Source organism: Brevundimonas sp. UYEF29 (genome assembly GCF_040546195.1).
GTDB classification, from domain to species: Bacteria; Pseudomonadota; Alphaproteobacteria; order Caulobacterales; family Caulobacteraceae; genus Brevundimonas; species Brevundimonas huaxiensis.
The window spans coordinates 27,739-49,809 of sequence record NZ_JBEPNH010000013.1 but is presented as its reverse complement, the minus strand read 5'-3'; the positions used below and the strand labels follow the sequence as shown (position 1 = coordinate 49,809).

22 protein-coding genes are annotated in these 22,071 nt (G+C 66.6%); 7 read left to right on the top strand and 15 right to left on the bottom strand.

Going from position 1 to position 22,071, the window contains the following annotated elements:
* Positions 1-77: 77 nt before the first annotated feature.
* The 8 genes from ABIB58_RS15270 to ABIB58_RS15235 all read right to left on the bottom strand — a co-directional run bounded on the left by ABIB58_RS15270 (position 78) and on the right by ABIB58_RS15235 (position 9,698).
* The gene (locus ABIB58_RS15270; protein WP_354042480.1) at positions 78-1,223 is read right to left on the bottom strand and encodes a pyridoxal phosphate-dependent aminotransferase; all 1,146 of its coding nucleotides are present in this window, start codon (positions 1,221-1,223) and stop codon (positions 78-80) included.
* A 4-nt stretch (positions 1,224-1,227) separates the two neighbouring features.
* Positions 1,228-1,683 (bottom strand): hypothetical protein, encoded by a 456-nt coding sequence (locus ABIB58_RS15265; protein ID WP_354042476.1) that lies wholly within the window; start codon positions 1,681-1,683, stop codon positions 1,228-1,230.
* 11 nt (positions 1,684-1,694) lie between these two features.
* Positions 1,695-2,504 carry a 16S rRNA (adenine(1518)-N(6)/adenine(1519)-N(6))-dimethyltransferase RsmA gene (rsmA, locus tag ABIB58_RS15260; protein WP_354042471.1) on the bottom strand — a complete coding sequence of 270 codons (810 nt, stop codon included), beginning with the start codon at positions 2,502-2,504 and terminating at the stop codon, positions 1,695-1,697.
* Positions 2,505-2,512: 8 nt separating this feature from the next.
* Complete coding sequence (gene pdxA, locus ABIB58_RS15255) at positions 2,513-3,517, bottom strand: 4-hydroxythreonine-4-phosphate dehydrogenase PdxA (protein ID WP_502909777.1); 1,005 nt, start codon at positions 3,515-3,517, stop codon at positions 2,513-2,515.
* On the bottom strand, positions 3,514-4,881 hold the full coding sequence (locus tag ABIB58_RS15250) for a peptidylprolyl isomerase (RefSeq protein WP_354042467.1): 1,368 nt from the start codon (positions 4,879-4,881) through the stop codon (positions 3,514-3,516). Before ABIB58_RS15250 ends, pdxA begins: the two co-directional genes overlap by 4 nt.
* A gap of 72 nt (positions 4,882-4,953) precedes the next feature.
* Positions 4,954-7,392 (bottom strand): LPS-assembly protein LptD, encoded by a 2,439-nt coding sequence (locus ABIB58_RS15245; protein ID WP_354042464.1) that lies wholly within the window; start codon positions 7,390-7,392, stop codon positions 4,954-4,956.
* Between the two features lie 33 nt (positions 7,393-7,425).
* Complete coding sequence (gene lptG, locus ABIB58_RS15240; RefSeq protein ID WP_354042450.1) at positions 7,426-8,565, bottom strand: LPS export ABC transporter permease LptG; 1,140 nt, start codon at positions 8,563-8,565, stop codon at positions 7,426-7,428.
* Entirely contained in the window at positions 8,562-9,698 is a 1,137-nt protein-coding gene (locus ABIB58_RS15235) for an LptF/LptG family permease (RefSeq protein WP_354042448.1), read from the bottom strand. The genes lptG and ABIB58_RS15235 overlap by 4 nt, the downstream gene beginning before the upstream one ends.
* A gap of 143 nt (positions 9,699-9,841) precedes the next feature.
* On the opposite strand from ABIB58_RS15235, the gene ABIB58_RS15230 reads away from it, so the two are divergent.
* From ABIB58_RS15230 to ABIB58_RS15215, 4 genes are read left to right on the top strand one after another with little or no spacing between them, the layout of a single operon-like run.
* Positions 9,842-11,317, top strand: a complete 1,476-nt coding sequence (locus ABIB58_RS15230; RefSeq protein WP_354042445.1) for a leucyl aminopeptidase — start codon at positions 9,842-9,844, stop codon at positions 11,315-11,317.
* A gap of 21 nt (positions 11,318-11,338) precedes the next feature.
* Positions 11,339-11,797 (top strand): DNA polymerase III subunit chi, encoded by a 459-nt coding sequence (locus ABIB58_RS15225; RefSeq protein ID WP_055755192.1) that lies wholly within the window; start codon positions 11,339-11,341, stop codon positions 11,795-11,797.
* Positions 11,755-12,111, top strand: coding sequence for a hypothetical protein (locus ABIB58_RS15220; RefSeq protein WP_174085785.1), 357 nt, complete (start codon positions 11,755-11,757; stop codon positions 12,109-12,111). Before ABIB58_RS15225 ends, ABIB58_RS15220 begins: the two co-directional genes overlap by 43 nt.
* A 21-nt stretch (positions 12,112-12,132) precedes the next feature.
* Positions 12,133-12,429, top strand: a complete 297-nt coding sequence (locus tag ABIB58_RS15215; protein ID WP_185225433.1) for a hemolysin — start codon at positions 12,133-12,135, stop codon at positions 12,427-12,429.
* Positions 12,430-12,432: 3 nt separating this feature from the next.
* Here ABIB58_RS15215 and ABIB58_RS15210 read toward each other — a convergent pair whose 3' ends face one another.
* Complete coding sequence (locus ABIB58_RS15210) at positions 12,433-13,359, bottom strand: LysR family transcriptional regulator (protein WP_354042437.1); 927 nt, start codon at positions 13,357-13,359, stop codon at positions 12,433-12,435.
* A gap of 120 nt (positions 13,360-13,479) precedes the next feature.
* Here ABIB58_RS15210 and ABIB58_RS15205 point away from each other — a divergent pair, with 120 nt between their 5' ends.
* Positions 13,480-14,193 (top strand): pirin family protein, encoded by a 714-nt coding sequence (locus tag ABIB58_RS15205; RefSeq protein WP_045811267.1) that lies wholly within the window; start codon positions 13,480-13,482, stop codon positions 14,191-14,193.
* A gap of 72 nt (positions 14,194-14,265) precedes the next feature.
* Positions 14,266-14,664, top strand: a complete 399-nt coding sequence (locus tag ABIB58_RS15200; protein WP_045811266.1) for a DoxX family protein — start codon at positions 14,266-14,268, stop codon at positions 14,662-14,664.
* Between the two features lie 47 nt (positions 14,665-14,711).
* Here the strand turns inward: ABIB58_RS15200 and pip are convergent, their stop codons facing one another.
* From pip to ABIB58_RS15175, 5 genes are all read right to left on the bottom strand, one after another.
* On the bottom strand, positions 14,712-15,692 hold the full coding sequence (gene pip / locus ABIB58_RS15195) for a prolyl aminopeptidase (RefSeq protein ID WP_045811265.1): 981 nt from the start codon (positions 15,690-15,692) through the stop codon (positions 14,712-14,714).
* A 26-nt stretch (positions 15,693-15,718) separates the two neighbouring features.
* Positions 15,719-16,081: a DUF423 domain-containing protein gene (locus ABIB58_RS15190; protein WP_045811264.1), complete on the bottom strand. Its 363-nt coding sequence runs from the start codon at positions 16,079-16,081 to the stop codon at positions 15,719-15,721.
* A 48-nt stretch (positions 16,082-16,129) separates the two neighbouring features.
* Positions 16,130-16,735 carry a C15 family peptidase gene (locus tag ABIB58_RS15185; RefSeq protein WP_082064464.1) on the bottom strand — a complete coding sequence of 202 codons (606 nt, stop codon included), beginning with the start codon at positions 16,733-16,735 and terminating at the stop codon, positions 16,130-16,132.
* 72 nt (positions 16,736-16,807) lie between these two features.
* Positions 16,808-19,390: a tipN gene (locus tag ABIB58_RS15180; protein WP_185225431.1), complete on the bottom strand. Its 2,583-nt coding sequence runs from the start codon at positions 19,388-19,390 to the stop codon at positions 16,808-16,810.
* Positions 19,391-19,529: 139 nt separating this feature from the next.
* Entirely contained in the window at positions 19,530-19,712 is a 183-nt protein-coding gene (locus tag ABIB58_RS15175) for a hypothetical protein (protein WP_039247996.1), read from the bottom strand.
* Between the two features lie 157 nt (positions 19,713-19,869).
* On the opposite strand from ABIB58_RS15175, the gene ABIB58_RS15170 reads away from it, so the two are divergent.
* The gene (locus ABIB58_RS15170) at positions 19,870-21,348 is read left to right on the top strand and encodes a phospholipase D-like domain-containing protein (protein WP_354042420.1); all 1,479 of its coding nucleotides are present in this window, start codon (positions 19,870-19,872) and stop codon (positions 21,346-21,348) included.
* On the opposite strand, the gene ABIB58_RS15165 is transcribed toward ABIB58_RS15170, so the two are convergent.
* Complete coding sequence (locus tag ABIB58_RS15165; RefSeq protein WP_354042416.1) at positions 21,333-22,070, bottom strand: endonuclease/exonuclease/phosphatase family protein; 738 nt, start codon at positions 22,068-22,070, stop codon at positions 21,333-21,335. The genes ABIB58_RS15170 and ABIB58_RS15165 overlap by 16 nt on opposite strands.
* Position 22,071 lies beyond the last annotated feature (1 nt).

Below are 22,071 nucleotides of genomic sequence, written 5' to 3'. Positions count from 1 at the left end.
CTACGCTACAGCACCCGTTATGACTGATCGACGGTGTCATAAGGTAAATGAGGGTATAGGGAATACCCCTTAAGCGTTCACCCGTGCTTCGCGGATATCTGCGTCTGACGGGCGAACCAGGGCCGCAGGCGGCTCAAGGCGTCTTCGATTTCTGGCGTCGAGACGGCGAAGCTGAAACGGATGAAATGACAGCCTTCGACAGGGTCGAAGTCGACGCCGGGCGCGGTGGCGACGCCGGTGTCGCGCAGCAGCTGTTCGCAGAAGGCCACGCTGTCGTTCGTCAGATGGCCGATGTCCGCCCAGATGTAGAAGGCGCCGTCGGGGGGCGCGATCTTGCGCAGACCCAGCGCGGGCAGGGCCTCCAGCATCAGCCGGCGATTGCGGGCGTAGTTCTGGATATGGCCTTCCAGCTCATCGATCGCGTCCATGGCGACCAGACCGGCATGCTGGCTGAGGCTGGGCGGCGTCAGGAACATATTGCCGATATAGGCGCGGGCGGCGTCGATCAACGTTTCCGGGACCAGCAGCCAGCCGAGGCGCCAGCCCGCCATGCTCCAGTATTTGGAGAAGCTGTTGATGACCACGGCGTCGGGCGCAAACTGCAGCATCGAGGGCGTCGGGCCGACGTAGCTGAGGCCGTGGTAGATCTCGTCCGACACGATGGCGATGTTTCGCGCGCGGCAGACCTCGGCGATGGCGGCCAGTTCCGCGTCGGGGATGATGGTCCCGGTCGGATTGGCCGGGCTGGCGATGATGACGCCGGCGGGGGCGGGGTCCAGGGCCCGGAGTTGGGCGGCGGTCAACTGGAACCGGGTGTCGGGACCGCAGGCGATCTCGACCGGCTCAAGATGCAGGGCGCGCAGGGTGTTGCGATAGGCGACATAGCCAGGCCGGGCCAGGGCGATCCGGTCGCCGGGCTTGAACAGGGTGCTGAGCGCCAGCACCAGGGCCGGCGAAGCGCCGCAGGTCAGCAGGATGCGATTGGGATCGACGGCGACGCGGTAACGGTCGTCGTAGATGCGGGCGATGCGGGCGCGCAGGTCGGGGCTTTCCCAATAGCCCATGGCGTCGGCGTCCAGCACCTGATGCGCGCGGGCGATGGCGGCGGCGGGCGCGCCGGTCGAGGGCTGGCCGAACTCCATATGGATGATCGACCGGCCTTCCGACTTCAGCTGATGCGCCAGCCGGCTGACGGAAATGGCGCGGAAGGGTTCGACGGTCATGGGATCACTTGCGTTCTAGGCGTTGAGCCCGCGAGGAAAAGAACCAAGTCATGCTCATGAACAGAATGCCGAAGATCACTGTCATCCAGCCTGTCGGCGTAGGATGGACGTCAATCCAGCTAGGGTTCTCGCCGAGAATGCATCCCCACGACCCATGAACCAAAATGTTGATCAAGCCGGCGTTGATGATGTGCAAACCGCAGGCATAGCCGATGGCCCTAAGCGCAACGTTCGGTCCCCAATAGATGGTAAAGCAGAGGAGGATGAAGCTAGACGCACCAGCGAACCAGGGTGCTTCCTGTATGACTGACAGGACATTGCAGGATTGGCCCATCGCCCTGCTGAAAGCCGCCAGAGCGAATTGCGCGAACAAGCTAAAAGCCATCACTACGCAGAAAATGACCTTCGGCCAGCGATGACGGCGACGTGGCGGCAATACGTTGTGCTCTATGTCGTCCAAGGTATCACGTCCTACTCTAGCGCATCCGCCAGTCGCAGGAAGCCCGCGACATCGATGGTTTCGGCTCGGGCGTCGGGCTCAATGCCTGCGGCCTCGCACAGGGCGGGGCCGCCCAGTTGTTTCAGACTGGACCGCAGCATCTTGCGGCGCTGGCCGAAGGCGGCGGCGGTGACGCGTTCCAGCTTCTTCAGGCGTTCCGGCGACGGGCGCTCATCCAGCGGAACCAGATGGACGACAGCGGAGGCCACCTTGGGCGGCGGGGTGAAGGCGGCGGCGGGCAGATGCATGACGATGCGGGCGGTACAGACGGCCTGGGCGATGACCGCCAGACGGCCGTAGGCGTCCTCGCCTGGCCCGGCGGCGACGCGCTCGGCCACTTCCTTCTGGAACATCAGGGTCAGGCTGTGGGGCAGCCACGGACCAGTCAGCCATTTGATCAGCAGGGCGGTGCCGACGTTATAGGGCAGGTTGGACACCAGATGGGTCGGGCCGGAGACCAGGTCGGCCTCCTTCACCTTCAGCGCATCGGCCTCGACGATGGTCAGACGGCCGGAGCCGTCGTCCAGTTCGGTCAGCAGGGGGATGAAGCGCGGGTCTTTCTCGACCAGGACCACAGGGCCGGCGTCGGATTCCAGCAGGGCGCGGGTCAGGCCGCCTGGACCGGGGCCGACCTCGATCACCGCGCGACCGTCGAACGGACCGGCCAGACGCACGATCTTTCGAGTGACGTTCAGGTCCAGCAGGAAATGCTGGCCGAAGCTCTTCTTGGCCGACAGGCCGTGGGCTTCGAGGGTTTCGCGGAGGGAGGGAAGGTCGGTCACACGCCCTGTTAGCGCGCGGCGCGGGCCGCCGCCATCTCCGATGCCAGGCGAATGGCGGTGATCAGGCTGTCTGCGCGCGCGACGCCCTTGCCGGCGATGTCGACGCCGGTGCCGTGATCGGGCGAGGTGCGGATGATCGGCAGGCCCAGCGAGACGTTGACACCGCCCCAGAAGTCCAGCGTTTTTACCGGGATCAGGGCCTGGTCGTGATACATGCAGATGGCCGCATCATAGGTCGCGCGCGCCTCGTCATGGAACAAGGTGTCGGCGGGTCGGGGGTCGGTAATGTCGATCCCCTCGGCGCGAAGCTGTTCTGCGACGGGGATCAGGATGTCGCGTTCCTGCAGGCCCAAGGCGCCGCCTTCGCCCGCGTGGGGGTTCAGGGCCGCCAAGGCCAAGCGCGGGCGGGCGATGGCGAAGTCGCGTTTCAGGCTTTCGTGGACGACGCGGGCTGTGCGGGCCACGCGCTCGGCCGTGACCAGTTCCGGCACTTGGTCCAGGGCGACGTGAATGGTGACGAGGCAGGCGCGCAGGTCTTGGGCCGTCAGCATCATCACCGGCCCGCGCGTGCCGGCATAGGGCGCATCGGCGGTCAGTTCGGCGATGAACTCGGTATGGCCGGGAAAGCGAAAGCCCGAGGCGTACATCGGCGCCTTGGCGATCGGGGCGGTGACGACGCCGGACGCCTCGCCGGACAGGGCGAAGCTGACCGCCTCTTCGATGCCGTCTGCGACGGCCGAGGCATTGACCGGATCGGGCGATCCGACCAGGACCGGCGCGGGGAGGGGACGATGGATGACGGGAAGGGCGGATCCGAACAGATCACGAGCATCGCCGGGAGCCCCGACCTCGACCACGGGAACGTCTTGCGCGCGCAACAGCGCCGCGTCGCCGATGACGGCGAAGGGTGTCCGCTCGGCGCACAACGCCTTCCAGGCAGCGGCCACGATCTCCGGCCCGACGCCGGCGGGTTCGCCAAGCGTCAGGACCAAAGGCGCGACCGCTGAGATCACTTGAACTCGATCAGGGCGTCGCTACGCAAATCGCGCAGATAGCGGCGCTCGAGGACGGCCAGATTCTGGGCGCGCAGACGGCTTTCGACCTGCTGACGGTTCGGCGCTTCCGGCCCGCCGACGCGACGACCGCAGACGGCGACCAGGTGCAGGCCCAGCGGGGTGCGGATCGGCGTCGAGACCGAGCCGATCTCGCCCGTGCGGGCGAACTGCTGGAACTGGGGCGCCAGGTTGGCGACGTCCGATTCGCCGAGGTCGGCGCCCAGAACGCCCTGCGTCGCGCGCGCCTGGGAGATGATGTTGTCGCAGGTCAGGCCATTGCGCAGACCTTCCAGCTTGGCGGTCGCGGCGGCCAAATCAGCTTCCGACGCCGTCTCAGGCAGTTCGACCATGACCTGCTTCAGCGAAACCAGGCTGATGGAGGCGCCGTCACGCTTGTCGCGGAGGTAGAGGATATAGACGCCGCCATCGACGACGATGGGGTTCGACAGTTGTCCCGGCTGGAGCTGTTCCAACACCGATTGCACCGCCGGCTGAAGCGAATCCTTGACCACCCAGCCTGCATCGCCCGGCACGCGGGCGCTGGCCGAAGGGGCGGCGGAGAACTGCTGGGCGACGGCCTGGAACGGCGCGCCCTGGATGATCTGCTGCACCAACTGACGGGCGCCGTTCAGGGCCGCCTGGGCGCCGCCGACGCGAGCGGCGTCGATGTAGATTTCCCCGAGCAGGAACTGGGGCTTGGAGGCCGCCTCGTTCAGACGACGGACTTCCTGATCGACCTGAAGAGTGCTGGCGCGGGCGCGGCTGTTGAAGCGACCCGGGATCAGCTGGCTCCAGCCGATCTGGGTGCGCAGATTTTCGCGGAAGGCGGCGGGCTGGATGCCGCCCTGCTGCAGGAACTGCATATAGGCCTGCGGCGTCGTGCCGGCGGCGCGGGCCATTTCGGCGATCTCGCCGTCGACTTCCTCGTCCGTGACCTTCAGGCTCTCGAACTTGGCCATCTCCTGATCCTTAAGGCGATCCTCGATCAGGGCGTTCAGCGCGGCCTGCTGAATGGCGGGCAGGTTCTGCTCGGTCGGCTGAACCTGGGATGAGGCGATCAGCATCAGCATACGCTGACGCAGATCAAAGCCGGTGATGATCTTGTCATTGACCGTGGCGACGATGCCGTCGGCCATTTCGAACTGAGGCTCGGCGCGCGCCGTCGTCGGCGCCTCTTCAGCCGCAGGATTCGGGGCGCCGGCCGCAGGGCCCTGCGCGGGCGTGGGGGTCTGTGCCGGAGCGGGCGCCGTCTGGGCATAGGCCGAACCGGCGAGGAGGACTGCCGCGAGCGCAGCCCCCGTCGAATAACGCATCAAACCCATTGGTCGTCCTGATTCCTCACAGCGGTCCGCCGGCCAGGCCGGCAGGCGGTCGCGCCCCGTAAAGCGTCATGCTCAACGCATATCGCCCTGTCCATAACCTGAACCTCCGAAAGTGGCGAGGTTTAGGCGCACATAGATGCCTTCCGACGGGCCGCCGGGCCGTGCGCGGGTATTGTCGCGCCGATAGCCCAGTTCAAACCGCAGGCAGTCGTCGTCGAACAGCACGCCGACTTCGGATCGCGTGATCTCGTTCTGGTCCAGATCGGCGATGCCGGCGACGGTGAAGCCCCAGTTCTGGAAGACGAACTGCTGACCCGCCAGCTGGACGAACTCGTAGTTGCGGTTCAGCGGCCCATCGACGGGGTTCGACTGATCCAGAATGTAGCTGACGGTCGCCAGGTTGCGGCGGCCCCAGCGGCCGTCCAGCGCCGCTTCGGCGCGGCGCACCTCGCCCGAACCGTCGACCGTGGCGAGGAACCAGCTGCGGATGCGATCCGACGGCGAGAAGTCGCCCTGGACCACCCAATCCGAGGTCTCGGAGGCCAGACCTGTCGGGTCGTAGAGACGCGCGGGATCATCGGGAATCGACGTCTTGAAGTCGTCCTGCTGGTCGAAACGATAGCTGCGTCCCACGAACAGGCTGGCCTTGCGCCCTTCAGCCCAGCGGATCGTGGCGCGGCCACCCGCCGTCACGCGCGCGCCCCCTTCCAGCAGATCGTAGCCGGAGAAGCGATCCATGCGGAACAGCGACGACTCGTCGAGTTCCAGCACCTGCGAATCTTCGATGGGAATGCGGCGGTCCAGGCTGACTTTGTTGGAAATTGAGAACTGACCCACCGGCTCCAGGATGATGTCGGCGTCAGCAATGCGTTTGATTAGCGGATACGAGACGTCCACGCCCCCGCTGAACCTGGATCGACTGACCGTCTCGTCGCTGTCGACGCCCATCATCGGTGGCAGGTCGGACATGGAATAGAGATCCACCCGCGTATCGACGAACGGCTCCACGCGCACGCCGACCGGCAGGATAATCGCCCGCCGCCATTCCACCTGACCCGTGATGCGGCGGCTGTCGACGCCGGCCAGACCTGTGGTGACGGGGGGGACGATGTCCGGGTTCAGGATCGGCGCGCCGACGAAAGCGTCGCGGTAGAGCGAAACGGCCGAACCCTTCAGGCGCAGCCGGCCGCCGAAGACCAGTTCGCGCGGTTCCCAGCGGGCATCGATCAACGGGGCGACGAACGGCAGGGTGTCGTCGTCCTCGAACACCTTGAAGCCGTTGGCGTCGCGGAAGTCCGTCGCGGCGAAGGCCGGGTTCAGGCGCAGGCTCTGGATCGAGAAGGCCGCGACCGAAACATAGGACCGATCGGTCTGATGTTCGGCGTAGATCTGGCTGATCAGACGACGGCGGTCGCCGTAATAGAGGCCGTTGTCCTGATACGGAGAGCGCACGTCGTAGCGGTCGAACAGCGTCTTGTCCGAGGTGCGCTCGGCCGTGAAGCCGAACCGCCAGGGGCCATCCGGATCGAACTCGCCGTGCGACAGCAGATAGCTGCGATGTTCGCGGTCGCCGAACTTGACGTTGCTTTCGAAATCGCCGTCGCCATCCCGGTCGAAGTCGCCGAACTCACGCTCGTAGGTATATCCGCCGCGCGCCACGATCATGCCGTTGGCGAACCGTCGGCGCCATTGCAGGTTCAGCAGCGGCGCGACCTTGGTGTTGATCTGTGGGCTGATCAGCCAGTCCTCGGACGGCGACACGACGTGCAGATAGGGAGCCTCGACGGACACGCCGCGACCCTCGTCATAGTTGACGATGGGCACCAGGAAGCCCGAGGCCCGCTCTACCGAGGGATCGGGGTGGGCGAAGAAGGGCGTGTAGAAGACCGGCACCGGGCCGATGTAGAAGACGGCGTTGCGATAAAGGATCGCTCGCAACTGCTCGTCCTGCGTCACCTTCTCCGCCTGGATCGAAATGGTCGGCGTCTTGGGACCGCCGTCGTCGCAGATCGGGCAGGGGGTGAAACGCCCGTAGTTCAGTTCGCTGACATTCTCGCTGCGGCGCACAGCCGTTGCGGCCATCAGGCTGGCTCCGTTGGCCAGGCGTGTGGCGAAATCGACGGCGACACCGGTCGCCAGATTTTCGTCCAGCTCGAGACGGCTGGCGTAAACCACCGCGCCATCGGGCGCGATGGCCTCCACGCGACCTTGGGCCGTCGCCGAACCGGCGTTCAGATCATAGGAGAGGTTTTGGCCGCGCAGCACATGGCCGCGCGTGCGGACATAGGCGCGGTTCTCGGGCGTGCCGCTGACGATGATGTTGTCGCCTTCGCGACGCGCATTGTCGGCATCGACATAAACCGCTTCGGGCGGCAGGCCGTCGGAAGGCGCGGCTGCGGCTGGAGGGGTCGTTTGCGCCCATGCGGGCGTCGCCAAGGGCGCGCAGGCGACCAGGGCCGCACCGGCGAGAAGCCTTGCTTTGAAAGCGTCGAAGCGCCGATCACCCTGCATAGGCCATCCGTAGTCTGAGAAGCGAGCGCCCGATTAGCCGTCTTCGGTATAGAACAGCAAGGTCAAGGCTGCGAGCCCGGTAAGAAGAGGCGGCAGCCAGGCGGCGACGAAGGGCGCCACGACCTCGGCCGATCCCATCGCCGACGAAAACTGGTTCAGGAAGAAGAAGGCGAAGCCCAGCACCACGGCCGACACGCTCATGCGCGCCAGATCGCCCAGTCGCATCAGCCGCAGCGAGAAGGCGGCGGCCAGGATGGACATGGCGGCGAACACCAGAGGCGTGGCCAGAAGTTGCTGGAAGCGCAGGCGATAGGCGGTCGAGGTGAAGCCCGCGTTCTCGATTCGACTGATCTGGTTGGGCAGCGACCAGAAGGGCGTGGCTTGCGGTCGGGCGAAACGATCGAACGCCTCGTCGTCGGCCAAGCTGGAGACCAGGGTCAGGCTGGAGTAGGTGACCGCGCGCTGGCCGATCTGGGCGCCGACGGCGTCGGTCAGGCGCCAGCTGCCGGCGTTCAGCGAGGCCGACTTGGCGTCGATCCGTTCGGAGAAGGTGCGACCACCACCGGGGGCGGTCGTGTAGATGAAGAAGCTGACGTTCAGCAGGCGCGCGTTGGCGCGGTCCTGCTGGCCAGCGCGGATGATCATCTGGCGCTGATCGTCGCCCTCGCGCAACCAGATCGCCTCCTTGGGGTCACCGCCGGGCGCCGTACCGGAAATCCGCGCGCGCTCGCGTTGCCACAGACCATCGCCGGCCGAGGCCATCGGACCCAAGACCGTGACGGTCAGAACGCCCAGCACGAAGGCCATGCCGGCCGCCGGCAGGACGAAACGCCAGGCGGAGACGCCCGCCGCGCGCATGGCGATCAGTTCGCTGCGGCGGTTCAGGCTGATGAAGGCCGACAGGGTGCCGAACAGGAACACGAACGGCATCAACTGCACGATGACCGAGGGCGACTTCAGCAGCACCAGACCGAAGATGCGGACGGCCGACAGATCCTGAGCCGAGCCGACGCCGCGCGAGACCTCGACAAAGTCGATTAGCATGACGAGGGCCGAAATCACGGCCAGGGCCACGCCCAGCGACTTCAGCTGCTGGACCAGCACATAGCGTTCGATGCCGCCGAGACGGGGGATATGCGGCGAGCGACGGGCGGAGGCGGCGAGGGCGGTCATGCGAACTTGGCCTTCAGATCGCGCAAGGCGGCGGTGGTCCGGCTGCGACGCGGCTTCAGCGCGCGGAACAGAACCCGCAGGGCGACGGCGATAGCCACGATCGGCACGACGTACTGGAGCACGTTCATCCAGCCGTTCCAGGCGCTGGCGGCGACAAGGCCGTAGCCAACGACGCGCAGGACCAGGAACAGGCCCGCCGCCTTGGCGATGCGCAGGGTATAGCCGGTGCGGCTGAAGGCGCCGCCCAGGATGGCCGAAAGCGCCAGGGCCATGGCGACCATGGCGTAGAGAGGCGAGGCCAGCCGCGAATGGGCCTCGGCCAGCAGTTCGCCGCGAGAGCCCGCGACCTCAAGCACCTTGGCCGTCGGGTTCAGCAACTGGCGCAGATAGAGGTCGGTCGGCTTGTAGCGAATGGTGTCGGTCACCCCGACGAAGGGTGCGAGAGAAAAATCGTATCGCCCAAACGACAGCGTCTCCAGCACGCCGCCCGACGAATAGCGTTGGGCCGAGCCATCGATCATGGTCAGAATCGGAATGCCGCCGGCGTCGCGGCTGAAGCGCGCCTCGGACGCGTTCCAGGTCGTGACCTTGTCCTTGTCGTCCAGATAGACGAACAGGTTCTTCAACAGACCGTTCTGCTCGATCTGCTGCACATAGACGGTCAGGCCGTCAGGCCCCTGAACGAACTGGCCTTCCTCGACCAGCAGGGCGGCGAGGTCGGTGCGGATGTCGAACGCCTGACGCCGCGCCTCCTGCTGCGCCCAAGGCAGAATGAAGACATTGACCAGCAGAGTGACCAGGGCGACCAGCACGGCGATGCGGGCGGCCGGCGATATGACCTGCCACCGGGTCATGCCCCCCGCAAAGGCCGCCGTCAGCTCCTGCTCGCGTTGCAGACGGGTCAGGGCGATCAGGGCGCCGACGAAAAGGCCAATCGGCAGAATCACCGACAGCAGTTGCGGCAAGGCGAGCAGGGTCAGCTTGACCATGATCCACACGCTCTGGCCCCGCTCCACGATGACCTGGAGTTGGTCGAGGCTCTGGCTCAGAATCCCGATTCCCGCCAGCGCTGCGCACGCGGCGATCACAGGGAACAGGATCTGGCGAAAAAGGTATCTTTGAATCAGGGTCATGGGCGGATGGACTTCGCCCGGTTGCAGGCGGCGACATTGAGGCGCATCTAGTAGCACATCAGGGCGCGTCCGCGACAAGCAGACGCGCCGTTGTCATTTTGCTGTTTGCAGACGCCGGGTGGGGCCTGGCTGGAGTTGATTGAATGAAGATCGAATTCGTCGCCGCCGTGGACGCCGCCGAAATCCTGGCCGTACCGGTTTTTGAAGATCGCACCTTCACCGCCGCCGGGGCCGCGCTGGACGGCAAGGCCAACGGCGCCCTGACCAAGGCGGCGGGCAAGGGTCGTTTCACGGGCAAGGCAGGACAGAGCCTGAGCATCGCCGCGCCAGCGGGCGTCGAGGCGGACGCCGTGCTGCTCGTCGGCGCGGGCGCAAAGGACAAGCTGGATGACCTGGCGGTCGAGGCCTTCGGCGGCAACGCCTATGCGGCGGTCAAGCTGTCGGGCGCCGAGGTGCTGACGATCGACGCTTCGGACCTGTCGCCTGAGCAGGCCGCCCGCGTCGGTTTCGCCGCGCGTCTGGCCGCCTATCGCTTCGACAAGTATCGCACGACGCAAAAGGCCGACAAGATTCCGTCGATCACCACCATCCGCGTGGTCACGACCGACCTGCGGGGCGCTGAAGCCGCGCTGGAGCCGCTGTCGGCCGTCGCCGACGGCGTGATCTTCGCGCGCGATCTGGTGTCCGAACCCGCCAACGTCCTGTATCCGGCCGAGTTCGCCAAGCGGGTGAAGGCGCTGGAGAGCCTGGGCCTTGAAGTCGAAATCCTCGGCGAGGCCGAGATGGAGAAGCTGGGCATGCGCACCCTGTTGGGCGTGGGCCAGGGCAGCCGTCGCGAGAGCCAGCTGGCGATCATGAAGTGGAACGGCGGCGAAGCCGGCGCTCAGCCCCTGGCCTTCGTCGGCAAAGGCGTCTGCTTCGACACCGGCGGCATCTCGATCAAGCCGGCCGAAGGCATGGAAGACATGAAGTGGGACATGGGCGGCGCGGCCGCCGTGACCGGCACCATGATCGCCTTGGCCAGCCGCAAGGCCAAGGTCAACGTCGTCGGGGTGCTGGGCCTGGTCGAAAACATGCCGGACGGCAACGCCCAGCGTCCGGGCGATGTGGTCGTGTCCATGTCGGGTCAGACGGTGGAGGTCATCAACACCGACGCCGAAGGTCGCCTCGTTCTGGCCGACGCCCTCTGGTACACCCAAGAGCGTTTCAAGCCGAAGTTCATGATCGACCTGGCCACCCTGACGGGCGCCATGATCGTGGCCCTTGGCCTGGATTACGCCGGCGTCTTCTCGAACTCTGACGATGTCGCCGATCCGATCCTGGCGGCGGCCAAGAAGGTCGGCGAGAACTTCTGGCGCATGCCGATCCCGGCCATCTACGAGCAGCACATCGATTCCAAGATCGCCGATGTGAAGAACACCGGCAACGGCCGCGCCGGTGGCTCGATCACCGCCGCCCTGTTCCTGCAACGCTTCACCAACGGCGTGCCGTGGGCGCACCTGGACATCGCGCCGACGGCCTGGGCCAACAAGAGCCCCAGCCCCACCGTGCCGGAAGGCGGCGTCGGCTTCGCCGTGCGGACGCTGGACCGGATGGTCGCGGATTCCTACGAAGGCTGATCGGTTGGGAGGTAGAGCCGGGTGAGCGACAAGCCCGAAATCTGGTTCTATCACTTGGAGCGTTCATCGCTGGATCAGGTGCTGCCAACCCTGCTCGAAAAGACGATCGAGCGGGGTTGGCGGGCCATGATCAAATCGTCGCATTCGCATCGGCTGGACGAGGTCGACGAGACGCTGTGGACGTTTCGCGATGACAGCTTTTTGCCGCACGGCCGGGCCGACCAGCCCCATGCCGAGCGCCAGCCTGTGCTGTTGAGCGAGACAGGGGAGAACCTGAACGGCGCTCAGGCGCTGTTCATAGTCGACGACGCAGAACTGGGCGGGACGGAAGGGTTCGAACGATGCTTCATTATTTTCGACGGTCGCGACGAGCCGGCTTTGCAACACGCGCGGGGACGTTGGAAGGCGCTGAAGGGGCAGGGCGCGAACCTGGCCTATTGGCGTCAAACGGACGAAGGGCGCTGGGAAAAGGCGGCCTGATCGGACTGGTTCTGCTGGCCGGTTGTTCGACGCCGGTTTCCGAGGCGCCCGCGCCGCGTGCGGTCGAGCAGGCTCAGCTCAACCCGCCCGTCGGCAGCCGAATGCCGACCGCCCAGACCGAGGACGTCTGCAAGGCCGGCGAGATGCAATATCTGGTCGGCAAGTCCCGGACCGAAATCCCGGTGCCGGTGGACGTCGTCAATCGGCGCGTGACCTGCACCACCTGCCCGGTGACGCAGGACTTCTCCGCCTATCGTCTGAACATCTTCTACAACGAACAGACCGGCATCATCGAACAGGTCCGCTGCGGCTGAGCCCGATGCAAGGAGACGACCATGAAGATCATCGTGAGCACCCTGTTGGCCGCCGGCGCATTGGCCGTGTCGGCCTGCGCGCCAGTCCAGACCGCCGAGCCTGCGTCGGCATCGGACACCGCCTTCAAGGCGTGCAAGGTTTCGGACTATCAGAGCTATGTCGGCCGCAACCGTTCGGCCATCCCGACCGCGCCCGCCGGCCAGACCTTCCGTGTGCTTTGCACCACCTGCGCCGCGACCATGGACTATCGCGAGAACCGGGTGAACTTCGTCTATGACGAGGCGACCGACATCGTGCGCGAAGTGAAGTGCGGCTGAAGGTTAGCGCCCCACCGTATCGCCCGGCCACAGCGGTCCGCTGAACTTCTCCGCCAGATAGTCCATGAAGGCCGTGACCCTGGCCGGGCGCGGTCCGCCGCTGGGCGCCACCAGATGCAGGGCGATGGGCGGCAGGCGCCAGTCGGTCATCACCGTCTCGAGATGGCCGTCGGCGACGTCCTTCCAGTAGATGAAGTCCGGCTGGGGAAAGAGCCCCAGACCCGCGCACAACGACGCCGTCAGGGCGTCGGAGTTGTTGGCCCGCAGCGGCCCGCGCGGATGCACGACCACTTCTTCACCCGCCGCATTGCTGAACCGCCATGTGTCGGGGCTGGGCATGTAGGCGTAGCCGAGGCAGGCGTGACGGGCCAGATCGTCGGGATGGTTGGGGCGACCCCGCTGATCCAGATAGGACGGCGAGGCCACCAGGGCGCGGGCCACAGGCCGCAGCTTGCGCGCCGTCAGCGAGGAATCGGCCAGGGCGGCGATCCTCAGCGCGCAATCGAAGCCGCCGCCGACCAGATCGATGACCTCATCCGACAGGTGCAAATCGACCGACACATCCGGGTGCGTGGCGAGGAACTCGGGCAGGGCCGGGGCCACATAGGCCATGCCGAACGACATGGGCGCCGCCAGTCGCACCAGGCCGCGCGGCGTAACGGACATATCCAACGCCTCCGACACCGCGCCCTCGGCCTCGGCCAGCATGTGGGCGGCGCGGGCGGCCAGGGTTCGGCCTGCATCGGTAAGGGCGAAGCGCCGCGACGTGCGGTGGAGCAGTGTGGTCTTCAGCTGTTGTTCCAGACGCGTGACCGCCTTGGACACGGTCGCTTTGGACAGGCCCAGCGTCTCGGCCGCGCCGGAGAAGGACTGGCTGTCGGCGACCTTGGCGAAGATGGCCAGGGCTTCCAGATCGGGCAGGCGGGACATGGGCGGCGTTGCGTCCTGAAACGATGAGTTTCGGTTGTTTCTATTTCTGATCGGTCGCCGATCTCTATCTTGCCGTCAAGCAAAGGCGTCGGACGGTTCCGACGCGAAAGGACGAGTGCGATGATCGAGCGCAGACCATTTGAATCCCTCGGCGGCGCCAACCACGGCTGGCTGAACGCCAAACACCATTTCTCCTTCGCCAACTACTATGATCCCAAGCGGATGAGCTGGGGCAATCTGCGGGTCTGGAACGACGACGAGATCGCCGCCGGCACCGGTTTCCCGCCGCATCCGCACGCCGACATGGAGATCATCACCTATGTCCGCGACGGGGCCATCACCCATGAGGACAGTCTGGGCAACAAGGGCCGCACCGTCGCGGGCGATGTCCAGGTGATGAGCGCCGGAACCGGCATCCGGCACGCCGAATACAACGCCGAGCCGGACCTGACGCGGATCTTCCAGATCTGGATCGAGCCGACCCGTCGCGGCGACGCGCCGAGTTGGGGCACCAAGCCCTTCCCCAAGGGCGAGCGGTCAGGTCAGTTCGTGGTCCTGGCGTCGGGCTTTGAGGGCGATACGCTTGAAAGCGGTGGGGACGCCCTGCCGATTCGCACCGATGCGCGGATCGTGGCGGCGACGCTGAAGGCAGGCGACAGCGCCGACTATCCGTTAGGCGGCGCGCGGCGGGCCTATCTGGTCCCGGCGAAGGGCGAGGTCGAGGTCAATGGCGTCCGACTGAACGCCCGTGACGGCGCGGCCATTGCTCAGGAGGATGTCGTGACGGTCAAGGCGCTGTCGGACGCCGAGGTCGTGCTGGTGGACGCCGCCTGATTTTCGGAACAAGCTTCACGGTCGGACCCGATCCGACCGTGAACAACCGCATCAAAAAGGCGAGGAAAGAGAATGTTCAATCAAGCGAATGGCTGGTCTTCCCGCGCCCTGGCGGCGCTCAGGATCGTCGCCGGTCTGTTGTTCCTGGCGCATGGCGTCATCAAGGTCTTCGGCTTTCCGGCCGGGGCCGAACCCGGTCAGCAGGAGTTGCTGTCGCTGTTCGGCATCGGCGGGGTGATCGAGCTGATCACGGGCTTGTTGCTGATTCTTGGCCTGTTCACGCGTCCGGCCGCCTTCATCGCCTCGGGCCAGATGGCGGTCGCCTACTGGATGTTCCACTCCCCCAGCAGCCCGTATCCGGCGGTGAACGGCGGCGACGCGGCCATCCTGTACTGCTTCATCTTCCTGTACATCTTCACCGCCGGTCCGGGCGCGTGGAGCATGGACAATCGAACCGCAAAGCGGTTCTGATCTGTGGAAATGGAAAGGCCGCCGCGCTGTCCTGCGCGGCGGTTTTTTCATGCCCGAAGGCTTGCGGCCCAGTCGGCGGCGCGGACCAGGCTATCGACGATGCCGGGTTCCGACGAGGCGTGGCCGGCGTCGCCGACGATGTCCAGATGGGCCTCGGGCCAGGCGCGGTGCAACGCCCAGGCGCCTGAAATCGGCGTCACCACATCGAACCGGCCCTGCGCGATCCAGCAAGGGATATGCCGCATCCGGTCAACATTCTTCAGCAGCCAGCCGTCCTCCTCGAAAAAGCCGGCGTTGGTGAAGAACCAGTTTTCGATCCGGGCGAAGGCGACGGCGAAGTCGGGCTCGGCGAACTTGTCCGGCCGGGCGTTGGGGCCCTCGACGCTGACGGTTTCGCCCTCCCAGCTGGACCAAGCGACGGCGCAGAGCTCGCGCTCGGCGACATCATCGCCGATCAGCCGCTTGTAATAGGCGGCCATCAGGTCGCCGCGCTCGGCCTCGGGGATGGGGGCCACGAACCGCTCCCAGGCGTCGGGGAAGATCATCGAGGCGCCGTCCTGATAGAACCAGTGCAACTCCTTCTTCGTCAGCAGGAAGATGCCGCGCAGCAGCAGGGCCAGAACCCGATCCGGATGGGTGATGGCGTAGGCCATCGACAGGGTCGAACCCCAGGACCCGCCGAACACCACCCATTTGTCGACGCCGCACAGGACGCGCAGACGCTCGATATCGTCGATCAGGGTCCAGGTCGTGTTGTTTTCCAGCGAGGCGTGGGGCCGCGACTGACCACAGCCGCGCTGGTCGAACATGATGATGCGATAGACGGCCGGGTCGAAGAAGCGGCGCATGCCCGGATTGACCGCGCCGCCTGGTCCCCCGTGTAGAACCAGGACCGGCAGGCCGTGCGGATTGCCGGATTCCTCGTAATAGATTTCATGCACGCCTTCGGTCGGCATCCAACCCGAGGCGTAGGCCTCGATCTCGGGGTGGAGCACACGACGCGGCTCGGCGGGCGTGGGGAAGGCCATGGATGCTGGGTCTTTCTACGAGGAAATCAGGGGCGAGAGCGCAAGGCCGCAAAGGCCAGGCAGAGCCAGCCGGCGATCATCAGTAGGCCGCCGATCGGGGCCACGGCGCCGAACGCCGGCACGCCGAGAAACGCGATCGCCGCCAGGGCGAGGCAGAAGATCAGGCCGCCGATCGATCCGAGCCAGCCCGCAAGGCGCGCTAGCCCGCCGCCCCCTGTCCATCGGGCGCAGGCGAAGGCGAAGACGGCGTGGACGATCTGATACTGGGCGCCGGTGGTCAGCAGGGTCTTGATCTGCGGCCCGGCGCCATGCGCGGCGAAGGCGCCCAGCGCCACGGCCAGGGCGCCATTCAGGGCGGCGAATACGATCAGGTTGCGACTCACTGTCATTTCAAAACCCTAGACCGCCAGTTCGACGATGTCTGCGACCCAGGAAGGTTAACCGACACGCGGCAGCGGCGTCAGGTGGCTGGCCATTGCCGAGGCGGCGGCCTTGACGCCCTTTCGCACGGCCGCCTCATTGGCTGGGGCGGGCGCGCGCAGCAGGCCGATCGACGGCGTCAGAGGGCCGTCCGGCAAATCCGAGAGCACGCGGTAGAGAATATAGGAGCCGGCGTCTTCCTCGATGTCGGACGAGGCGTCGGCCTGCAGCCCGGCGGCGGTCAGGGCGCGAACCATGTCGGCGACGGGCGCCGTGGTGCGGGCCACGCCCGGCCCGGTGCTGGACAGGCGGTGCTTGTAGTCGAGAGTGCGGTTCTCGGCGCGCATCTGGACCCGGAAGCCAGCGCCCTTTTGCGTGCGTCCGACCAGGAGGACAGCCCGGCACTCTCCGCTCCCGAGACGGGCGGCCAGGGTGGAGGCGAGTTCGTCGGGATCGGCGGCGGCGATGGGCACGGCGCGGGCCCCGCTGGGACTCCAGATTTCGCCCGACAGATCCTCGACCAGATCCCACCCGTCATCGTCGCCGTCATAGGCGCATATGATGATGCCAGGGCGGCGATCGCCGCTCGTCCGACTGTCGATTTCGTTCATCGTGCCAGTCATAGCCCCATCCATGACAGTTCGGTGACGTGCAAGTGGCTGTAACTTCCCGACGCCGTCAAGTCTGCAAAAGTCTTAGCCCAGGTCGCCGACCGCCGCATCCAGCAACATGAAGGCGCGACCGCTGTCGGACGCCAGGCTGGACTGCACCGCCGCGCTGTCTCCGGCGCGAGCCGAAGCGTTCAGCATGACCGCGAAGTTGCGGACATAGCGTTCGGCGTCAGCCCGCAGTTCAGCGTCGCTGAGGACACGGCGAGACACGCTGCGGACGGCGGCCGGGGCGACGCGACGCACGATCTGACGCGCGGCGTCGGGGTCGCCGTTGCTGAAGGCGCGGGCGGCTTCTTCGACTCGCGAGCGGGGCAGGAGGGCGTTGGGATCGACCCCCATGCGCCGGATGGCGGCGGCGACCCGGTCGGACAGGGCTTCGGCCTCGGCAGGCGAAGGGGAGGGCGTGTCCAGCTCCAGCGGGGCCTCGTTGTCGTCGTCGCCGTCGATCAGATCGCTCCAGTCCAGGCCCTTGTCCGTGGACGGCGGCGGCGTCTCTGCGGGCTCGAGGCGCAGGCGGCTGCGCAGACCGAACCGGCGCTCTTCGGCAGGCGGCGAGGCGGGGGGCGTGGGGCGATCGATCCAGCGCTCGGGACGAGGTTCGGGCCGGGCTTCGATCTCTGCGGCCGGCTCGCGACGCCGCACCGGGGTCGTATCGCCCGACACCACGCCCATCAGACGCACGGCCTCGGTCAGCATGTCGTAGTTCCGGCGCACGCGATCCTGGAAGCCGACATCCAACGCCTCGGTGTCCTCGGCCGCCTTGCGCGACGCGGCCGAAAGGGAGGCCAGGCCTTCCTCGACCGTGGCGCGCACGGCGTCGGCGCGGGCGCGGGCTTCCTGAGGCAGGCGCGCGGCGCGTTCGTCGATGTCGGCGACGGCGGTGTCGATTTCCGACAAGGCGCTGTTGAGACGAGCGACCAGGGTTTCCAGCCGGCTGACCATCCGCTCGCCGGTCTCTTCGACCAGGCCGGATGTTTCGGTGACGATGCGGCGGGCGTCGGCGATGCGAGCGTCGGCGGCCGTGTCGGCCTTTTGGGCGGCTTCGAACAGGGATTCACCCAGTCGGTCGGTGCGGAGACGGGCCTGTTCTGCGGCGTCGGCTGCGGCGGCGCGGGAATCTTCGGCTGTGGCGCGCATCTGTTCCAGGGCGCGGCGCGTCTCTTCCATCAGAGCGTCGCGCGCCTCGGCGGCCAGCGCTTCGAAGCGATCCAGGGCGAGCTTGGTGGCGGAATCGAAGCCGTCGGCCTCGCGTTGCGACATGTCGACGAGAGCGCGGAACTGGTCGGTGGCGGCCTCGACCAGATCGCGCATGGACTCGACCGAGGTCTGGGTGGTGCGATCCAGATCGCCCGCGGCGCTGCGCGTGGCGGACAGGTGTTCGATCAGCTGGGCGCGCTGGCTTTCGACCTGGGCGGAGAAGTCCTCCTGATCCGTGCGCAGGGCGTAGGCGGCGGTGACCAAGGCGGCGCGCTGCTGACTGAGGCCTTCCTCGACGGACTGGATCTGCTCGGCGACGCCCGAACCGGCGTTCTCCAGTCGAATGGTCTGGCGCGCCAGATCGTCGGAGGCCACGCGGGCGGCGTCTTGGGCTTCGCCTGCGGCGGCGGCGAGGTCGGCGGCGCGCGCAGCAAGGGCGGCCTCGGCTTCACGGAGTTGCGCCTGAGCCAGATCGGAGGCGTCCGCGACCATGCGCGACTGACGCTCGACCGCGTCGATGACGCCCGACGCCTGGGTATCCAGGTGGATGCCCAGGGTCTGCATCTGGTCACGCTCGCGGCCCAGATTTTCGGTGAGACGTCGTGCGGTGCGGCCGGCGTTCTCGGCCGCCTCGTTCAGGCGCGCTGTCTCCTGGGCCAACGCCTCTCGGAGCAGGGCCATGTCGTTGCGTGCGCGTTCCGCCGCCAGGGTGGCGTGATCGATGTCGGAACGCAGCGTCTGAAGCACCTCGCCGGTTTGCTGGGCGGCCAGGGCGGTCGGGGCCACCAGGGCCTCGGCCAGTTGCCGGGCGCGACGCGTCTCCGCGGCCAGACCGGCGCCCTGTCGGACGGCATGGGCCAACATGATGGCCAAACCCGCAGGGGCCAGGGCGATCAGGGCGTAGATGGCGATCCGGAGCGGGTCCAGTTCGGCCCCGCCGGCGCCGAACTCGTAAGCGGCCCAGGAGGCGACACCGCCGATCCACAGGGCGGAGGCGACGCCTGCGATCACATAGGCGTGTCGGCCGGACGGCTCGCCCTGGGCCTTGGCTTGAACAGTTTTCACAGCCGGCGGTTTGGACAGCTCGAACGGCGCGGGCGGCTGACCGGCGGTGACCGCCATATCGACAGGCGTCTTTGTCGTCGCTTCCGCATTGACAGGGGCGGCGCCCCTTTCGGCGGCAAGGGCGCGTTCTTCGGCCTGCCGCTGCTCTTCCAGCAGGCGACGGCGGCGGCGCTCCGACATCGGCGGCTCGAACGTCGGCTGCACGATCTCGAAGTCAGGCTCGGGAATCGGATCGAGCGACGGTGTCGCCTCCTGGACCGACATTTCATCGGAGGCCGAAAGATCGACCGGCGCGGCGGCCTCGTCGTCGGTCAGCTTCAGCGGCGGCCGTTTGGGAGACTTCATAAGCTCAAAAACTCGATCTCTACGCGGGCGTCCGACAGCGCCGAGGAAACCCTAGAGCATGATCGATGCGGACGAAACCGACTCAAGTCCGCAACCTGTCGATGAACCGCGTCATGCAGCGCGCAAAGCGCCGCAGCGTTCAGCAGTCGCGCTTGGATTCGGACAGCAGCGTGGCGTTGGAGCCGGTGTCACGGCACTCCACCACACGGCGCACTTCGCGGTCGCCGTGGTTGGGGTTGTGGGTGTCGACGCCGAACTGCGTCAGGACGGCGGCGGCCAGCAGGGCGATGAAGCCAGCGATCAGTTCGACAAGCGCCTGCATTCTACCCTCCCTCGCAGCCTGTATGGCTACGCTCCTTATGCGCCAAATCGGCGAACGTCACAATCCCGCCCTGAAAGATTGACCGAAGGACACGCGCGTGGAACGGAGGATGCAGGCGCTTCGACACCATGTCACGCGAATCAGACAGATAGGTCGCATGACTTTAGCCGGCGACAGTTACGAAGGCAGTCTGCTGGAGCAGGGGCCAGCCCTGTGGACGTCCGCCGTCGCGCACCGCTTTTCGGTGTTGATGGAAAACGAGGCCTATTTCGACGCCCTGTCGTCCGCGATTCACAAGGCCCAACGCTCCATCGTGCTGCTGGGATGGCAGTTCGATCCACGCACCCATCTGGATCCGGAAACGCGGCCCGGCGACAAGTCGGCGGAAATCGGTCGCCAGCTGCGGATGCTGGTCAAGAAAAAGCCGGACCTGGATGTGCGAATGCTCATCTGGAAATCGCCGCTGCTGATCGCCGCGTCGCAGGGCTTCTATCCGCACAAGGCGCAGCGCTGGTTCCGTAAGCGGATGGTGGAGTTCCGGCTCGATTCCCCCGGTCCTATCGGCGCCTGTCATCACCAGAAGGTGGTGGTCATCGACGACAAGGTGGCCTTCTGCGGCGGTGGCGACATCTCGACCGATCGCTGGGATTCCGACGAACATCTGGACGGCGACCCGCGCCGCGCCCTGCCTAGCGGCCTGATCTGCAAGGCGCGTCACGAGGTGATGAGCGTGATGGACGGCCCTGCGGCGCGAGCCCTGGGCGATCTGGCGCGCGAACGCTGGTTCAAGGCGACGTGGGAGCGCACTATCCCGGATGAGGTCGAGGACGATCCCTGGCCCGACGGCGTGCCGGTGCAGATGACCGACGTGCCCGTCGGCATCGCCCGCACAGAGCCGAAATGGTCGGGGCGTCACGAGGTGCGCGAGAGCGAGGCCTTGCACCTGGAATCCATCCGGCGCGCCAAGCGGCTGATCTATATCGAAAACCAGTATTTCACCTCGCCGGTCATCGCCGCCGCGCTGGCCGAACGACTAGCCGAGGTGGAGGGGCCGCAGGTCATCGTCATCTCGACCGCCAAGAGCCCGAGCTGGTTCGACAGCATGACCATGGACACGGCCCGGGCCGAGGTGCTTCATCGGCTGGAGCAGGCGGACAAATACAACCGCTTCTTCGCCTTCGCCCCGCTGACCGCCGACGGCGACCGGATCATCGTCCACGCCAAGGTGACCATCATTGATGATCGGTTGCTCAGGATCGGGTCCACCAATCTGAACAACCGGTCGATGGGCTTGGATACCGAATGCGACATCGCCGCCGAGCCTGTCGATGCGGCGGGTCGGGCCTTCATTACGGCGTACCGTCACCGGACGATCGCCCATTGGCTGGGCGTCGCGACGGAGGACTATGCCGCGGTCGAGGGCGTCTTCGGCTCAATGGGACAGGCGATCTGCAACTTCGAAACCGATCGACTGAAGCCGTTGGGTTCAGAGCCCCCGACGCGTATCCAGCGGATGTTTGCGGAATGGCAGTTGGGCGACCCCACGTCGTCCAGCGACGCCTGGCGCCCGTGGAAGCGTCTGAACCGTTCGCAGCGCACCCGCCCCGCGTCCGAGGGCGGTCACGCGCCGGGTTGAACGACCTCGAAATCGACGATCAGCGGCAGGTGGTCCGAGGCCACGCGCGCCAGGGGCGAGAAGGCGGATTGCACTGCGCGGATGCGGATATGCGGGCTGACGAAACAGTGGTCGATGCGGATAGCGGGGAAGGCGGACGGGAAGGTCTTCACGCTGGGCTTCTGGCCCAACTGACGCTGGCAGTCCTGTAGGCTGCGGCACAGGGTCTGATAGGGGCGAGTGATGGAGGTGGCGTTGAAATCGCCGGCCAACAGGATCGGTCCCTCGCATGCGCCGACCCAGCCGGACCCGGCCAGAGCGGCGGCCTGAAGCCGCTGCTCGCGTGGGACTAGGCCCAGGTGGGTATTCATGACGTTGACGGCCGTGCCGTCGATCTCGATTTCCGACCAGATCGCTCCGCGCGGTTCCAGCCCTGGAATGCCGCTCACGGTCGGCAAGGCGTCGGCGCGGATCAGCCGTTCGGGATGCGGGGTCAGGATGGCGTCGCCGTACTGTTCCGCCTCGACCCGCATCGCCGGGTGAAAGCGTGAGGTCATGGCCAGACCGTCGGCGATTGCCTCGGCCTGATCGACCCCGCCTGTGCGCGCGCGGCCGACATCCAGTTCCTGCAGGCAGACGATGTCCGGCTCGAACTCGGCGATGACGGCGACGATCCGGCCGACATCCAGGCGACGATCCGTGCCGACGCAGCGGTGGACATTGTAGGTAAGAAGGCGAGGCATG

Excerpts from the sequence above, each read along its gene's own strand:
- ABIB58_RS15270 (WP_354042480.1), bottom strand. The coding sequence starts at position 1,223 with ATGACCGTCGAACCCTTCCGCGCCATTTCCGTCAGCCGGCTGGCGCAT.
- ABIB58_RS15250 (WP_354042467.1), bottom strand. The coding sequence starts at position 4,881 with ATGGGTTTGATGCGTTATTCGACGGGGGCTGCGCTCGCGGCAGTCCTC.
- ABIB58_RS15245 (WP_354042464.1), bottom strand. The coding sequence starts at position 7,392 with ATGCAGGGTGATCGGCGCTTCGACGCTTTCAAAGCAAGGCTTCTCGCC.
- lptG (WP_354042450.1), bottom strand. The coding sequence starts at position 8,565 with ATGACCGCCCTCGCCGCCTCCGCCCGTCGCTCGCCGCATATCCCCCGT.
- ABIB58_RS15235 (WP_354042448.1), bottom strand. The coding sequence starts at position 9,698 with ATGACCCTGATTCAAAGATACCTTTTTCGCCAGATCCTGTTCCCTGTG.
- ABIB58_RS15230 (WP_354042445.1), top strand. The coding sequence starts at position 9,842 with ATGAAGATCGAATTCGTCGCCGCCGTGGACGCCGCCGAAATCCTGGCC.
- ABIB58_RS15215 (WP_185225433.1), top strand. The coding sequence starts at position 12,133 with ATGAAGATCATCGTGAGCACCCTGTTGGCCGCCGGCGCATTGGCCGTG.
- ABIB58_RS15210 (WP_354042437.1), bottom strand. The coding sequence starts at position 13,359 with ATGTCCCGCCTGCCCGATCTGGAAGCCCTGGCCATCTTCGCCAAGGTC.
- ABIB58_RS15205 (WP_045811267.1), top strand. The coding sequence starts at position 13,480 with ATGATCGAGCGCAGACCATTTGAATCCCTCGGCGGCGCCAACCACGGC.
- ABIB58_RS15200 (WP_045811266.1), top strand. The coding sequence starts at position 14,266 with ATGTTCAATCAAGCGAATGGCTGGTCTTCCCGCGCCCTGGCGGCGCTC.
- pip (WP_045811265.1), bottom strand. The coding sequence starts at position 15,692 with ATGGCCTTCCCCACGCCCGCCGAGCCGCGTCGTGTGCTCCACCCCGAG.
- ABIB58_RS15190 (WP_045811264.1), bottom strand. The coding sequence starts at position 16,081 with ATGACAGTGAGTCGCAACCTGATCGTATTCGCCGCCCTGAATGGCGCC.
- ABIB58_RS15185 (WP_082064464.1), bottom strand. The coding sequence starts at position 16,735 with ATGACTGGCACGATGAACGAAATCGACAGTCGGACGAGCGGCGATCGC.
- ABIB58_RS15180 (WP_185225431.1), bottom strand. The coding sequence starts at position 19,390 with ATGAAGTCTCCCAAACGGCCGCCGCTGAAGCTGACCGACGACGAGGCC.
- ABIB58_RS15175 (WP_039247996.1), bottom strand. The coding sequence starts at position 19,712 with ATGCAGGCGCTTGTCGAACTGATCGCTGGCTTCATCGCCCTGCTGGCC.
- ABIB58_RS15170 (WP_354042420.1), top strand. The coding sequence starts at position 19,870 with ATGACTTTAGCCGGCGACAGTTACGAAGGCAGTCTGCTGGAGCAGGGG.
- ABIB58_RS15165 (WP_354042416.1), bottom strand. The coding sequence starts at position 22,070 with ATGCCTCGCCTTCTTACCTACAATGTCCACCGCTGCGTCGGCACGGAT.